Source organism: Chryseobacterium sp. CH25 (assembly GCF_004119455.1).
Classification (GTDB): Bacteria; Bacteroidota; Bacteroidia; order Flavobacteriales; family Weeksellaceae; genus Chryseobacterium.
In genome coordinates this window covers 116753-130903 of sequence record NZ_NRQT01000011.1, presented here as the reverse complement: position 1 = coordinate 130903, position 14151 = coordinate 116753, and the positions used below count along the sequence as shown (strand labels likewise).

At 35.5% G+C, this 14151-nt stretch carries 14 protein-coding genes and 1 other RNA gene; 8 read left to right on the top strand and 7 right to left on the bottom strand.

Annotated features, from left to right (window positions below):
* Positions 1–35: 35 nt before the first annotated feature.
* From BOQ64_RS20165 to BOQ64_RS20155, 3 genes are read right to left on the bottom strand one after another with little or no spacing between them, the layout of a single operon-like run.
* Positions 36–1661, bottom strand: a complete 1626-nt coding sequence (locus tag BOQ64_RS20165; protein WP_129054929.1) for an AMP-binding protein — start codon at positions 1659–1661, stop codon at positions 36–38.
* A gap of 60 nt (positions 1662–1721) precedes the next feature.
* A complete protein-coding gene (locus tag BOQ64_RS20160; RefSeq protein ID WP_129054931.1) occupies positions 1722–2396 on the bottom strand; it encodes a beta-carotene 15,15'-monooxygenase in 675 nt (224 codons plus the stop codon).
* On the bottom strand, positions 2389–2880 hold the full coding sequence (locus tag BOQ64_RS20155) for an RNA polymerase sigma factor (RefSeq protein WP_129055883.1): 492 nt from the start codon (positions 2878–2880) through the stop codon (positions 2389–2391). The genes BOQ64_RS20160 and BOQ64_RS20155 overlap by 8 nt, the downstream gene beginning before the upstream one ends.
* A gap of 155 nt (positions 2881–3035) precedes the next feature.
* On the opposite strand from BOQ64_RS20155, the gene rnpB reads away from it, so the two are divergent.
* Positions 3036–3359, top strand: an RNA gene (rnpB, locus tag BOQ64_RS20150) — RNase P RNA component class A.
* Positions 3360–3409: 50 nt separating this feature from the next.
* Complete coding sequence (locus BOQ64_RS20145) at positions 3410–4267, top strand: PKD domain-containing protein (RefSeq protein WP_317127670.1); 858 nt, start codon at positions 3410–3412, stop codon at positions 4265–4267.
* Positions 4268–4297: 30 nt separating this feature from the next.
* Here BOQ64_RS20145 and BOQ64_RS20140 read toward each other — a convergent pair whose 3' ends face one another.
* Together BOQ64_RS20140 and BOQ64_RS20135 are read right to left on the bottom strand one after the other, a co-directional pair.
* On the bottom strand, positions 4298–5167 hold the full coding sequence (locus BOQ64_RS20140) for a polyphosphate kinase 2 family protein (protein WP_129059820.1): 870 nt from the start codon (positions 5165–5167) through the stop codon (positions 4298–4300).
* A gap of 348 nt (positions 5168–5515) precedes the next feature.
* Positions 5516–5977 carry a DUF1573 domain-containing protein gene (locus BOQ64_RS20135; protein WP_129054939.1) on the bottom strand — a complete coding sequence of 154 codons (462 nt, stop codon included), beginning with the start codon at positions 5975–5977 and terminating at the stop codon, positions 5516–5518.
* Between the two features lie 128 nt (positions 5978–6105).
* Here BOQ64_RS20135 and BOQ64_RS20130 point away from each other — a divergent pair, with 128 nt between their 5' ends.
* The 6 genes from BOQ64_RS20130 to BOQ64_RS20105 all read left to right on the top strand — a co-directional run bounded on the left by BOQ64_RS20130 (position 6106) and on the right by BOQ64_RS20105 (position 12618).
* The gene (locus tag BOQ64_RS20130; RefSeq protein WP_129054941.1) at positions 6106–8721 is read left to right on the top strand and encodes a valine--tRNA ligase; all 2616 of its coding nucleotides are present in this window, start codon (positions 6106–6108) and stop codon (positions 8719–8721) included.
* Positions 8722–8810: 89 nt separating this feature from the next.
* Complete coding sequence (locus BOQ64_RS20125; RefSeq protein WP_129054943.1) at positions 8811–9446, top strand: DUF4241 domain-containing protein; 636 nt, start codon at positions 8811–8813, stop codon at positions 9444–9446.
* A 65-nt stretch (positions 9447–9511) separates the two neighbouring features.
* Positions 9512–10402 carry a ribokinase gene (locus BOQ64_RS20120; protein WP_129054945.1) on the top strand — a complete coding sequence of 297 codons (891 nt, stop codon included), beginning with the start codon at positions 9512–9514 and terminating at the stop codon, positions 10400–10402.
* Between the two features lie 172 nt (positions 10403–10574).
* Positions 10575–11333: a serine aminopeptidase domain-containing protein gene (locus BOQ64_RS20115; RefSeq protein ID WP_129059818.1), complete on the top strand. Its 759-nt coding sequence runs from the start codon at positions 10575–10577 to the stop codon at positions 11331–11333.
* Positions 11333–11980 (top strand): HD domain-containing protein, encoded by a 648-nt coding sequence (locus BOQ64_RS20110; RefSeq protein ID WP_129054947.1) that lies wholly within the window; start codon positions 11333–11335, stop codon positions 11978–11980. Before BOQ64_RS20115 ends, BOQ64_RS20110 begins: the two co-directional genes overlap by 1 nt.
* 113 nt (positions 11981–12093) lie before the next feature.
* Entirely contained in the window at positions 12094–12618 is a 525-nt protein-coding gene (locus tag BOQ64_RS20105) for a hypothetical protein (RefSeq protein ID WP_164975857.1), read from the top strand.
* A gap of 93 nt (positions 12619–12711) precedes the next feature.
* On the opposite strand, the gene BOQ64_RS20100 is transcribed toward BOQ64_RS20105, so the two are convergent.
* Both BOQ64_RS20100 and BOQ64_RS20095 read right to left on the bottom strand, forming a co-directional pair.
* The gene (locus tag BOQ64_RS20100; RefSeq protein ID WP_129054951.1) at positions 12712–12942 is read right to left on the bottom strand and encodes a hypothetical protein; all 231 of its coding nucleotides are present in this window, start codon (positions 12940–12942) and stop codon (positions 12712–12714) included.
* A 133-nt stretch (positions 12943–13075) separates the two neighbouring features.
* Positions 13076–13966: a DUF72 domain-containing protein gene (locus BOQ64_RS20095; RefSeq protein ID WP_129059816.1), complete on the bottom strand. Its 891-nt coding sequence runs from the start codon at positions 13964–13966 to the stop codon at positions 13076–13078.
* Between the last annotated feature and the right edge of the window lie 185 nt (positions 13967–14151).

Below are 14151 nucleotides of genomic sequence, written 5' to 3'. Positions count from 1 at the left end.
TTTTTAGACAGATGATGGCTAACCGATATTTTTAGTTATAGATTTTTCACATTTTCCAGCCCCAATTCTTTCATAGAAACTTCCCGCATTTCTACTTTCCTTATTTTTCCGGAAATCGTCATCGGGAACTCATCCACAAATTTCCAGTATTTCGGAACTTTATAATGGGCAATCCTTCCTTTGCAATATTCAAGCAGCTCCTGTTCTGTGATTGTAAAACCTTTCCTTACTTTTATCCAGGCCATAACCTCTTCTCCAAATTTATCACTCGGTACTCCAATGATCTGGACATCCAGAATATGGGTATAAGTGTATAAAAAGTCTTCAATTTCTTTAGGGGAGATGTTTTCTCCGCCACGAATGATAAGATCTTTAATTCTGCCGGAAATGGTGATGTAGCCATCTTTATCCATTACTGCCATATCGCCGGTATGCATCCATCGGGCATCATCCAGAACTTTTTTTGTATTTTCGGGATCATTCCAGTATTTCAACATTACAGAATAGCCTCTAGTACAAAGCTCACCATGCTCACCACGTTTCAGAACTTTTCCGCTTTCATCAATAATTTTTATTTCAAGATGATCCTGAACTGTTCCTACTGTACTGACTTGTTTCTCTAATGGAGTTCCTATTAAAGTCTGTGTAGACACGGGGGAGGTTTCCGTCATTCCATAGCAGATGCTCATTTCTTTAATATTCATCAGATTCTCCACTTTCTTCATAATTTCCGGAGGGCATACAGAGCCAGCCATTACACCGGTTCTTAAACTCGAGAAATCATATGAATCAAAATCTTTTACGGCAAGTTCAGCAATAAACATAGTAGGAACGCCGTAAAGAGAGGTGCATTTTTCATCCGAAACAGCCTTTAAGGTAATTTCGGGATCAAAATTGTCATTAGGAATTACCATACAGGCGCCGTGAGTAGTACAGCAGATATTTCCGATCACCATTCCGAAACAGTGATAAAAAGGAACAGGAATACAGACACGGTCTTTTTCTGTATATTTTAATCTAATACCAATAAAATATCCGTTATTTAAAATGTTGTGATGAGAAAGTGTAACTCCTTTTGGGAAACCAGTGGTTCCTGAAGTATATTGAATATTGACTGGATCATCAAACTGTACATGTTCTTCAAAGCTGTGGAGTACTTCATCTGAAATCTCCTGGCCGTTGTTTACGAAGTCTTCCCAATTATCATCAAAGAAAATTTCGTGTTCTAAAGTGGGGCAGACTTCCTTGGCATATTCAACCATTTCCTTATAGTTGCTGGTTTTAAAACTTAAGGAAGAAAAAATAAAGCGGACTTCAGACTGATTGAGTACATATGTGAGTTCATGAGTCCTATAAGCCGGATTGATGTTCACTAGAATAGTTCCGATCCTGGCTGTAGCATATTGCAGAAGTACCCATTCATAGCGGTTGGAAGCCCATATTCCGATTCTGTCACCAGTTTTTGCTCCTAGAAATATCAGAGCCTTGGCAATAGCAGTTGTTTGATTGTAAAATTCTTGGTAAGTAGCTCTGTAACCCTGATGAACACAGACAAGTGCTTCTTGATTAGGAAATTTTTCGACAGTACTTTTAAGATTTCCTCCAATAGTCTGTCCTAATAATGGAACCTCAGAAGCTCCATACACATATGATAAAGGCATAGTAAAAAGATTTGGTGTACTAAAATTAACAATAATATCTTGAACTATAGCCTATGAATGCTAATTTTCCTGAGAATCTATCTCTTTAAGCTGCTTTAGATTTTTATCCAGTTTTTTGATGATACTGCCATATACCAGTCTGTAATATACCCAGATCATAGATATAGCCAATAAAGTACTGATGGTAATGGCAACAATAATGACCGTAAGGTCGGAACCGGAAGGCTGTATATTTTGAGAGTTTAAAGTATAAAATATAAAAGCAACCAATACAAAAGTAAACATAAGAAGCAATACAATACTGATCAGAATGAAAGCATTGACTGTTTTTTTGAAATTGATGATTCTTGTAATAAGACCTTTAAGGTTTTCCTCAATTTTTATTTTACGATAATTCTGATAGAATTTCAGAACAAAATAAGCGGTAATTAATACGCTCAGAATTTTAATAGCTAAATAAAAATGACTGAAATTGTTTTCCACCTCAGGAGCTTCATGAGTACCCAGTTTTTCCAATATTTTACGGAAACCATCAGATTCATCATCCTGAAAGAAATAGAATAAGCCCAAAACAGAAAAGAACAGAAACTCAAAAACACTGATCCAGAAAATATATTTTACGTAATTACGTGATTTTCTATTCAGCATCTGACGAATCTCGCTGTTATCATATTTTGTTTCTACAGGTTGTTCCTGCCATGTTTTTTTAAAACTATCTAAATCAAATTCAGGCATATTTTTCCATCTGTTCTTTAAGGGTTTTCTTTAATCTGTTCATTTTCACGCGTGCATTAACTTCAGTAATTCCGAGGTTTTCTGCAATGTCCTTGTAAGGCAGATCGTCAAGATACATCATGACAATGGCTCTTTCTATATTAGGAAGAGTCTTGATTACAGTATACAAAAGCGAGACCTGTTGCTGTTTTTCGTCATCATCTTCCACAAAATCTTTGTGGTTGATATCCAGTTCATTTGTAGGAAGGCTTTTGCTTTTTTTTCTAAAGAGGGTAATGGCTGTATTGAGCGCTACACGGTACATCCATGTTGAAATCTTGGAATTTCCTTTGAAAGAGTCATAACTTCTCCAGAGTTGAAGTACAATTTCCTGGAAAAGATCCTCTTCATCCTCCAGCGAATTGGTGTATAAGCGCGATACTTTAATAATCAGTCCCTGATTATCTTTGATGAGCTGCGCAAATTCTTTTTCTCTGGAATCCATAGATGTATAATGGCACGAAGATAATAATAATGTGGTAATTGCGGAAAAATAATTATAGTGAATAGCAAATGAGTAAAGAATGATAAGGAAATAAACGGATGTGTAAGCTGACAATTCATCCTTTTTCCCATGAATTTTATGTACCTTTGCAGCCGCGAGAAAATCGGCCTGTTGATTTCCCGTTTACGGGAGGTAGGAAAGTCCGGACACCATAGAGCAGCAAAGCGGATAACATCCGTCACCCGTGAGGGTAGGACAAGTGCAACAGAAAGCAGGTACAGTTCGGCTGTAGTGAAACCAGGTAAACTCTTTGCGGTGCAATGGTAAGTATATCGGTTCTTTTCAGCAATGGAAATAGGGGCGGCTCGTCCTGAAAACCGAGGGGTAATCAGCTCAAGTGTTGCAGCAATGTAACACGTAGATAAATAACAGGCGCTTCTTCGGGAGTACAAAATCCGGCTTATAGATTTTCTCGTGATTTTTAAAAAAACTATTAATTCATGAATAAAAATTATCTACCTTTCTTAAGATTGGTTTATTTTCAGTTGTTACTTTTTCTTGCTCCGGGAGTTCGGATGACCTTAATGAAATCACTCCTAATACCGGTATTGGAACTGCAGAAAACTCTATTTCACTAGTATCTTTAAAAACACAGGCATCCATTCATACTTCTTTTGGGTTTTATTTTAAGGGAGGCATTAAAGAAGATATCAATAATGTTAATTGGGATTTTGGAGATGGCAGTACTTATTACGGAAATGGTTCCTTGGAGGCTATTTATCATAATTATAAAGAAGCCGGAAACTATACTGTAAAAGCAACACTGCTACTGGCGAATGGAAAAAGTGTTGAAAAATCTGTAAAAGTAACAGTTACCAATACCAATGTTTTAAGAATTAAAAAAATTACCATCATTTCTATTCCGCAGAAAAAAAATAATTTGAAATTGGTTTACAGCGGGGGAGTTTCATCTTGGGAGAATTTTACAGGCGCATGGGATGAGAGCAAAAGCTACAATACAGCTAGTCCCGATAAATTTGCTGATATATTTATAGAAGTTGCAAAAGTTTTCTCAGCTCCAGCTCCAGGTGATCCACATAATCTGTTAGTATCACATTTTGAACCCTTAGTAACAACAGGCATTTATCCCAACCAAATGAACCTTGGATTTGATCTTACAGGATATAATGTTTTTATGGGGTATGAAACATTACAATCTGTAAATATTGTTTTTAAGGATAGTGATGCTGATAACTCATTATTGGAAAATGGAGGGCAGGATGAATTTATTGCACTTTATTCTATTCCACTTTCCGAATTTACAGGTACTTCAAAAACATTTAACTATGGAGAACTTTCATTCAAAGTTGATTTCGAGAAATCATAAATTATAAAAAAAGCTCAATTGAGGCTTTTTTTATTCATTTTCCAACTGCTTTTTAGCTTCCTGTAATTCCAATCTGTCTTTTTCCGAAAGCTGTGGATATTTAAGATTCATTTTTTCCAGAGTATCTATAATAATCTGAATAGCTGCCGTTCTTGCAAACCATTTATTGTCTGCGGGAAGCACATACCATGGTGCGTGATCCTTTGAGGTTTCGTTGATCGCTGTTTCGTAAGCTTCCATATACTGATCGAATAACGCCCTTTCCGGAAGATCTCCTGCAGAAAATTTCCAGTTTTTTTCCTGTTCATTGATTCTGTCTAATAATCTTTTCTTTTGTTCTTCTTTAGATACATTCAGAAAGATTTTGATGATGGTAGTCCCGTTTTGGGCAAGATGTTTTTCAAAATTTCTGATACTTTCATAGCGGTTTTCCCAGAATTTATTGTCAAAATCGTCTACTGAAGACCATGTTTTTTCACTTAAATTATATTCAGGATGAACTTTGCAGACTAAAACACTTTCATAGTGTGAGCGGTTAAAAATCCCAATCATTCCTTTCTGAGGCAGAGCCAGATAATGTCTCCACAGAAAATCATGTGAATATTCCTTTGAACTTGGGGTTTTAAAGCTGGTTACATTACATCCCTGAGGATTTACCCCGCCAAAAACATGTTCAATCATACTGTCTTTCCCGGCAGCATCCATAGCCTGAAGTACAACAAGCAGAGATTGACTTCCATCAGCATAAAGCCTTTCCTGCAATTCTCGCAGTTTTTCTTTTTCCTGGATTAATAATTGAGTTCCCTCTTCTTTGGTAAGCTTTCCCTTGTATGATGTAGAGGCTTTTTTAATGGAAAATTTTCCATTTACCTTAAAGTCGTCTGAGAAATTGGTGTCCATATATTTTTTATTTAAAGATAAAAGATAAAAGATAAAAGATAAAAGATAAAAGATAAAAGATAAAAGATAAAAGATAAAAGATAAAAGATAAAAGATATTGTTGCTAAACCTCTATAGACAATTAATGAGATAGCTATTAATAAAATATGCAGTATGATCTGTGAAAATCTGTGCTATCTGTAGGAATAAAATATTCACATGGTCTTTATCCGCATCAATTTAAGTGGTCTTTAGCCAAAACCTAAAAGAATAAATCTTCATTTTCTAACATCCAGTGTATCCATTACCATAAATATAATAAAAAAACCGTCTCAAGAGAGACGGTTTCTTTATTTTGTAAGTAGAGAATTACTTTGTAGCTTTTTTAGCAATTTTTGCAGCTTTTTTCTCAGCTTTAGCAGCTTCTTTCTGCTCAGCAGGAGTTAATACTTTTGGCTCAGGAGCATTAGCGTCTACGTTTCCTTTGATGTAGATTACGCTTCTGCTGTTGGCAGGGTCGTTAGAGAAAACTTCAATCATTTTGTTGAATCCACCTGTAAGAGCAGTGTTATATCCAACTTTGATCTTAGCAGATTTTCCTGGCATGATCGGATCTTGGCTGAACTCAGGAGTCGTACATCCACAAGATGGTTTTACGTTTGAAATGATCAAAGGCTTGTCACCTGTATTTGTTACTGTAAAGAATCTTGTACCATCAGAACTAGGCTTAATGCTACCATAGTCGAAAGTAGTTTTATCAAACGTAATAGTTTGTGCAGATGCTAGAGCAAATGTTCCGAATAATGCAATTCCTGCAATTAATTTCTTCATATTCTTGAATGTTAATATGTTTGTTAGATAAATTTTGTGAAACAAAGTTAAAAATTATTTTAATTCATGCTTAAAAATTTTTTTCTTTAGACTATTTTTGCAAATTGCAAGCCAAAGAAATAGAATTTATGCAGATTTCAGAAAAGTACAATCCACAGGAAACAGAACAGAAATGGTACAATTACTGGTTGGAAAACAAATATTTCCACTCAGAACCTAATGACAAACCACCATATACCATTGTTATTCCGCCACCAAACGTGACGGGGATATTACACATGGGGCATATGTTGAACAATACCATTCAAGATGTTCTGGTCCGTCGTGCAAGAATGCGCGGGTTTAACGCTTGTTGGATTCCGGGAACAGATCACGCTTCCATTGCTACCGAAGCTAAAGTTGTTGCTAAACTGAAGTCTGAAGGAGTCAATAAGTCTGATATTACCCGTGAACAATTCCTTGAGCACGCTTGGGAATGGACGAATAAATACGGAGGAACAATCCTTGAGCAGCTTAAAAAATTAGGATGTTCATGTGATTGGGACAGAACCCGTTTCACGATGGAGGATAAGCTTTCCCAACAGGTTATCAAAAGCTTTGTAGATCTTTATAACAAAGGATTAATCTACAGAGGATACAGAATGGTAAACTGGGATCCGGAAGCGAAGACCAATATTTCAGATGAAGAAGTAATCTTTAAAGAGCAGAACGGAAAACTATATTTCCTTAAATATAAGATTGAAGGATCAGAAGAGTTCCTTTCCGTAGCCACTACACGTCCTGAAACTATTTTCGGGGATACTGCTGTGTGTATCAATCCTAATGATGAGAGATATGCTCACTTAAAAGGTAAGAATGTAATCGTACCAATCGTTAACAGAGTAATTCCTATCATTGAAGACGAATATGTTGATATTGAGTTTGGAACAGGTGCTTTAAAAATCACTCCTGCACACGATACTAATGACTACGAGATCGGACAGAAACATCAGTTGAAAATGATTGATGCACTAGATGATGACGGAAACCTTAACGAGCATGGTCTTCATTATGCAGGACAGAACAGATTTGACGTAAGAAAGCAGATCGCAAAAGAATTAGAAGAGAAAGATCTTTTACTGAAAGCAGAAGATTATGTAAATAAAGTAGGAACTTCTGAAAGAACAGGAGCTGTTATTGAACCTAAAGTTTCAGTACAGTGGTTCCTTAAAATGTCTGAAATTGCTAAACCAGCATTGGATGTAGTAATGGATGACGAAGTGAAATTCTATCCGGATAAGTTTAAAAATACTTACAAATACTGGATGGAAAACATCCGTGACTGGAATATTTCCCGTCAGCTTTGGTGGGGACAGCAAATTCCTGCGTACTACTATGGAGCAGGAGATGAAGATTTTGTAGTAGCTGAAACCAAAGAAGAAGCTTTAGAATTAGCAAAACAAAAAACAGGAAATCAGGCATTGACAATTGACGGTCTTAGACAGGACGATGATGCATTGGATACCTGGTTCTCTTCATGGTTATGGCCAATGTCTGTATTCGATGGATTACTTGATCCTGAAAATAAAGACATCAACTATTACTATCCAACTGCTGACTTGGTGACAGGACCGGATATTATTTTCTTCTGGGTAGCCAGAATGATTATGGCTGGATTGGAGTACAGAAAAGAAGTTCCATTCAAAAATGTTTATTTCACAGGAATTGTAAGAGATAAGCAAAGAAGAAAGATGTCAAAATCTTTAGGGAACTCTCCGGATCCACTTGAACTGATGGAAAAATATGGAGCTGATGGAGTTCGTGTAGGAATTCTATTGAGTTCTGCAGCAGGAAATGACCTTCTTTTTGATGAAGATTTAATGCTTCAGGGAAGAAACTTCATGACGAAAATCTGGAATGCATTCCGTTTAATCAACATGTGGAATCATGAAGATAAGCCAGCAATTGCAACAGATAACCAGGCTATCGAATGGTTCGAAAATAAATTAAATAAAACAATTGTTGAAATCAATGATCAGTTCGAGAAATTCAGAATTTCGGATGCCCTTCACTTGATCTATAAATTAATTTGGGACGATTTTTGTGGTTGGTACCTGGAAGCTATTAAACCTAACTATGGAGAAGGAATTTCTAAAGAGGTTTATAGCAAAACAATATACTTCTTTGAGGAGTTGATGAAGTTACTTCACCCGTTCATGCCTTTCTTAACAGAAGAATTATGGCAGACGATTTCAGAAAGAAATATTGAAGAAGCTTTAGTTATTGCTCAGCAGAAAGAAGCAGGTGCATTTGATGAGACGATCATTAAAAACTTTGAAACCGCAGCAGAATTGATCTCTGGAGTTAGAAATTACCGTCAGACAAAAGGAATTTCTCCAAGAGAGGCAGCTGAAATCTATACCAATGCTTCTGAATTTGCTAATGAAGCGGTAGTAAGAAAACTGGCTAACGTTTCTGAAATTCATTTCGGACAGAAAACAGATAAGCCAAGCTTTACATTCCTGGTTGGTGCAACGGAAGTTTCTATTCCTTTAAGTGAAAACTTAGATTTAGGAGAAGAAAAAGCTAAAACTGAAGAAGAATTAAAATATCTGAAAGGATTCTTGATTTCAGTAGATAAAAAACTTTCCAACGAAAAATTTGTGGCTAATGCTAAACCTGAAATTGTAGAGGTAGAGCGTAAGAAACAAAAAGATGCTCTTGACAAGATTGCAATCTTGGAAGAGAAGCTGAAAAGTTTGTAATTTTAAAATAAAGACAATGCGTTGTCTTAATATCAGGCTGGGTACAGATGAAAACTTGTATCCAGCTGATGGTTTAAAAAAGATATAAAATGACACATATAGAAAACATAAAAAAACTATTTTCGAAGGACTTTGTAGAAAGTCCCTTGTTAGAAAGTTTTGAAGTAGGGAAGATCTATCTTTCCAGTGGAAAGCTGGTAGCTTGTGATCCTTTAATCACCAATGATATGCTTCCTTTTTCTGCAGAATTTCCCAAAGGAGAATTTTCTGTAATGCTGCATAAGGAGAGAGACAGTAATTGTGTTGCCTATGCAGAAATTATTTTTAATACTGCAGAAATTAAAGACTGGAAGCTGGCGACTACTGAAGGACAGAATTTAAAAGAACTGAAAGAAGGAGAAGTTTTTGGATACCCTGTAGAAAGTGGTATGGGCTGCTTCATGGATGTGGATACTCAAAACAGCCTTAACGAGCTGGAACAGAAACTTTATCATAACAAAGGCGGAGACTTTATGGGGATTTATGAGGAATTCTTCCATGAATATTTCTTTGATGAAAACGGAGCAATAGATCAATATGCATTTCTAAAGCCTTCAGAAGCTCATCCCGGGACTATATTTGCTACCGAGACAGGATATGGAGAAGGTTTTTATGCAAGTTATATTGCTTATGATAAAAATCAATCACCAGTGAAAATTATTACAGAATTTATTGAAATAAGTTAGGTAAAATTAGTTATTTTTGGCACGGAATTTAGTCTGTTATAATTTTTAAACTAATATCAAACACAATGAATTTCTCATCAGAACAACCGAAAATTATCGTTGTAGGTAGCTCCTCAATAGATCTTGTTTTGGAAACCGATAAACTTCCATCGCCTAACGAAACCGTTTTGGCTGTTAATTCAGAGAGCTATTTTGGTGGGAAAGGTGCCAATCAGGCAGTAGGAACTGCAAGATTGGGAGCCAGCGTTTATTTTATAGGTTGTGTTGGAATGGATCCTTTGGGACAGCAGATCATGAGAAATCTGGTGAGCGAAGGTGTGAATGTAGGTTTTGTACATGAAACAGATAAAGAATCCACAGGAACAGCTTACGTAACTACATCAGAAGGAAATGCCGCTATCGTGGTAGTACCCGCAGCGAATAAGTATCTGAAGGTTTCCCATATTGATGAGGCCGACCGCTATTTTCATACCTCTGATCTTGTTCTTATACAGCTTGAAGTTTCTATGGATGTTGTAGAGTATACGGTAAGAAAAGCCAAGAAGTATGGCAAAAAAGTAGGACTGTATGCTTCTCCTGCAATGAGGGTCAATGATGCCATTCTTGAGGAGGTGGATTTTATTGTAGCTAAAAGTAATGAGCTGTTTATCATTTTTGGCGAAGAAAAAAGAGAAGAGGTTCTTAAAAAATACTTTAATAAGGTATTTGTAAGAGATGATACCAATTCTACCGTTTATTTTGATGGTACAGAAATGAAGTATTACAGAAAGAATAAAGAAAAGACCGTTTATAAGATGGGAATGGGAGATGCATTTACTTCAGGATTTGCAATCGCACTCTGTCATGGAAACTCTATTGAAGATTGTGTGAAGTTTGGAAATGAAGTTTCTTCAAGGGTTTCAGGAAGTAAAGGTTCGCAAACCGGTCTGCCAAGAATGTCGGATTTCATTTCTTAAAGCTATTTCCTGCATATCGAAAGTTTAAAACTAAACATAATAATATATTGAAAATGTCCACTTTTATAGTGGATTTTTTCTTTTTATCCTATGGAAAAACTAATACTTACCACAGAAGACCATGCCACCCTTACTGCCCATCTTTTCAGCCTGAAAAAATAATGGAAAATTATTGCTTATTAATTCTGCAACAGGGGTAAAACAGCAGGTGTATTTTTCTTTTGCCCAATATTTTTCGGAACAGGGGTTTACTGTGATTACTTATGATTACAGAGGAATAGGACTGTCCAAACCAGAAAATATGAAAGGATTCCATGGATCTATGAGGATTTGGGGTTCAAAGGATTATAAAACATTAACCACATACATTAAAAATCAGTTTCCGGAGTATAGAAAATTCTGTCTGGGACATTCCGTAGGTGCTTTGATTTTAGGAATGAATAAAGATTCTGAAATGTTTGAAGAATTGGTGTTTGTAGGAACTCAAAATGCTTTTGTAGGAAATCTCAGGCTGAAGACAAAAATTGAAGCTTATCTCGGGTTTGGAATTGTGCAGCCATTAACCACTTCATTGTTAGGATACTTTCCTGCCAATTGGTTTGGGCTTGGAGAAAGTCTTCCAAAAAATTGCGCATATGACTGGAGAACCTTAATTTTAAACAAAAAATCAACCAACAGACTGTTGGAGAAGATTGATGATTATTCTAAAAACTTAACACAGAAAGTATTTGTAGTTCGTGCAGAAGATGATGTCTGGTTAACGGAAAAAGGAGTTTTGAGTCTTTTAAACAATACCTATCCTAATCTTGCACCCACTTACAGACTGGTAAAAACTTCAGAGTCTGAAAAAAAAGAAATCGGACACGTTAATTTTTTTAGAAGCTATAATCAAAAGCTCTGGAATATTATTTTAAATGAACTGATAGATTAATGAAAAGTACAATTAGCAACACCGTAGAATTTGTAAAGGAAAAATTAGAGGGAGCAGAAGCAGGACACGACTGGTTTCATATTGAAAGAGTGTGGAAGCTTGCTAAAAAAATAGCAGAAACGGAGAAAGACTGTGATCCGAATGTGGTAGAATTATCGGCATTGTTGCATGATATTGCAGATCCTAAATTCCATAACGGAGATGAAACAATAGCACCAAGGATTTCCAGAGAATTTTTAGAAAGTCAGAATGTTCCCAATGAAACCATTGAAAAGGTTTTATTTGTGATTGAGAATATTTCATTTAAAAATAGAAGCCAGGCACCGGCTAATCCACCTATTGAACTGAAAATTGTACAGGATGCCGATCGTATTGACGCTATTGGGGCTATAGGAATTGCAAGAACATTCAACTTTGGAGGGTTTAAAAACAATCCGATGTATGATCCCAATGTTCAGCCAGATTTAAATATGTCTAAAGAACAGTATAAAAAGTCTAATGGGACAACAATCAATCATTTCTATGAAAAATTATTGTTACTGAAGGATTTGATGAATACCGAACATGGGAAGAAAATGGCTCAGGAAAGACATGATTATATGCTGAATTTCCTTGACCAGTTCTATAATGAGTGGAATGTAGATTAAGATTCTCTCAAAAAATCTGAAATCAGTATCTTTGCAGTATGGTATTTATCATTCTTGTTATCTTTTGGGCGTGTATATTTTCTCTGATTTTATATAAAATAAAATCGGGAAGAATGGCAAAATGGGCAAGACTGTTCCGTATTGTAACAGTAGTTTCTTCTATTTCAGTTTTTACTTATTGGTTTGTAAAGAAAAGTGCAGTGGCGTTTGTAGATAACTCTGTAGGATTACAGGTTATTAATAAACTTCCGCAAGCGTTGGATTTTTATCTGATCAATGTTAATAAAATTGATAATACAACTAAGCTTGAGCCTAAACATATCGGGAAAATACGTCCGGAATATTACAGAATAGAATATCTGAAAATGGACAAGTCTGATGAGTACTGGATTGTAGGTTATCTTGGAAAAAAGAATCTGGTTTATTTTTCACAGCATTCTGTTCCCAATAAAAATATAGATCAGATTGTAGAAGTGCAGAACTATATCAACCAAAGTATGAAATTATCTGATGCTGCTAAAAAGCAGGTTGATGCCTATAATTATGAAAATACGAAGCTTGGAATCTGGATTACATTGGATTTTCTGCTTCTATTCCTTAATCTGGTATTGCTTCTGAAGAAAAATAATAAGAACTAAATTATATTATATATTCTCTCGCAGATTTTGTATCCGGCAGATGATGATGTTTTATCAGTCTGTTGTATTTGCAAAATCTGCGAGAGTTTTTTATTAAGGATAATCAAGAATATGCATAATCTGTTCTTTTACTTCCTCAGGACATTCTCGTATTAATTTGTCTTTATTATGTTTGCTGATCTGGTGTGGCTCCAGCCATTCTGTTTTGTTGGAGTTCAGGCTGTGGTTATCATATACTCTTTTTATGCTGTGGTCTTCATAGAAGGTATATTCATCTCCAAGCCAGTTGCTGGAGATACTGATTGTACAAATTTCCTTTTTCATGACATTTATTTTTTTAAGTATACCTTTTTCAGATTGAATAGGGTATTACTCTAATGTATAAAATTTTCCGTTATGAAAAGGCTTTTGTTGTAATTTGACCTGTAAATTTAAATTAGTCTATTTAAAATTTTAATTAAAACAATGTTCCTGTACTTTCAGTAGCCATTTTAGGCATATGGATGTCTGTTTTCCATTCTTCATTCATTTTTTTGATGAAATAGGAAGAAAGAAGTGGAGAAGCTTTTTCAATATTCTGGTGTACGAAGAAATAGAGATTCTGAAGACCATCTTTTTTCCATTGGGTAAGGTGTTTTAACCAGTCATCCAGCCTTTCATAATCACTTTCTGCATTAGCTCCTACGTAACGGATAAACGCATTGGGAGTGGTAAGACGCATATGAAGCATATCTCTTCTTCCAGCGGTATCTACAATGATATTGGTGATATTATAGGCTTCAAAGAGCTCACAGGTAGTATTCAGGATTTCTTCATCAGTAAACCATTCGGTATTTCTCAGTTCTATGGCAAGAGGAACTTCTTTAGGCCACTCTTTTACGAATTTTTCCAGTCTGTCATAATCTTTGGGTTTAAAATTATCATGAAGCTGAAGAAATGCCATTCCCAGTTTTTCATCAAAATTAATAACAGCTGATGCAAAATGAGTAACAGGATCTGTAACATCAATCAGTCTTCTGAAGTGAGAGACGGTATTGGTGATCTTAGGGAAGAATTTGAAGTTTTCGGGAGTTTTTTCTTTCCATGTTTTTACCTGATCCGGGGTAGGCATTCCGTAAAAGGTAGCATTCAGTTCAATAGAATTAAATTGAGTGGCATAATAGGTTAATTCATCCTTGGTTCCTTTAGGGTAAAATCCTTTAAGGTCAGTTTTATTCCATTTAGCACATCCGATAGAAATATTTTCCAGTCCCTTTTTATTAAGGCTTAAAATTTCTTTGGTTCTGGAGTGATCTTTGGGAAGGGTGAAGTCTATTTTTGATGGGTCTTCTACTTGTCCGAATTTCATATTAAGCGGTTTTAATGTTTAAAATTAATCATTTTTTTGCTGTAATTTTCATAGAAAGAATATAAAATGAGGAGAAAAATCAGCTGTGAACATTAAGTTTTTTTTAAGGAAATATTAAACTTTATGTTACGCAATGTTAATTCTATGTTACCATACTTCATATTGAGTCGGTATAATTTTACAGC

Excerpts from the sequence above, each read along its gene's own strand:
- BOQ64_RS20165 (WP_129054929.1), bottom strand. The coding sequence starts at position 1,661 with ATGCCTTTATCATATGTGTATGGAGCTTCTGAGGTTCCATTATTAGGA.
- BOQ64_RS20160 (WP_129054931.1), bottom strand. The coding sequence starts at position 2,396 with ATGCCTGAATTTGATTTAGATAGTTTTAAAAAAACATGGCAGGAACAA.
- BOQ64_RS20155 (WP_129055883.1), bottom strand. The coding sequence starts at position 2,880 with ATGGATTCCAGAGAAAAAGAATTTGCGCAGCTCATCAAAGATAATCAG.
- BOQ64_RS20140 (WP_129059820.1), bottom strand. The coding sequence starts at position 5,167 with ATGGACACCAATTTCTCAGACGACTTTAAGGTAAATGGAAAATTTTCC.
- BOQ64_RS20135 (WP_129054939.1), bottom strand. The coding sequence starts at position 5,977 with ATGAAGAAATTAATTGCAGGAATTGCATTATTCGGAACATTTGCTCTA.
- BOQ64_RS20130 (WP_129054941.1), top strand. The coding sequence starts at position 6,106 with ATGCAGATTTCAGAAAAGTACAATCCACAGGAAACAGAACAGAAATGG.
- BOQ64_RS20125 (WP_129054943.1), top strand. The coding sequence starts at position 8,811 with ATGACACATATAGAAAACATAAAAAAACTATTTTCGAAGGACTTTGTA.
- BOQ64_RS20120 (WP_129054945.1), top strand. The coding sequence starts at position 9,512 with ATGAATTTCTCATCAGAACAACCGAAAATTATCGTTGTAGGTAGCTCC.
- BOQ64_RS20110 (WP_129054947.1), top strand. The coding sequence starts at position 11,333 with ATGAAAAGTACAATTAGCAACACCGTAGAATTTGTAAAGGAAAAATTA.
- BOQ64_RS20105 (WP_164975857.1), top strand. The coding sequence starts at position 12,094 with ATGGCAAAATGGGCAAGACTGTTCCGTATTGTAACAGTAGTTTCTTCT.
- BOQ64_RS20100 (WP_129054951.1), bottom strand. The coding sequence starts at position 12,942 with ATGAAAAAGGAAATTTGTACAATCAGTATCTCCAGCAACTGGCTTGGA.
- BOQ64_RS20095 (WP_129059816.1), bottom strand. The coding sequence starts at position 13,966 with ATGAAATTCGGACAAGTAGAAGACCCATCAAAAATAGACTTCACCCTT.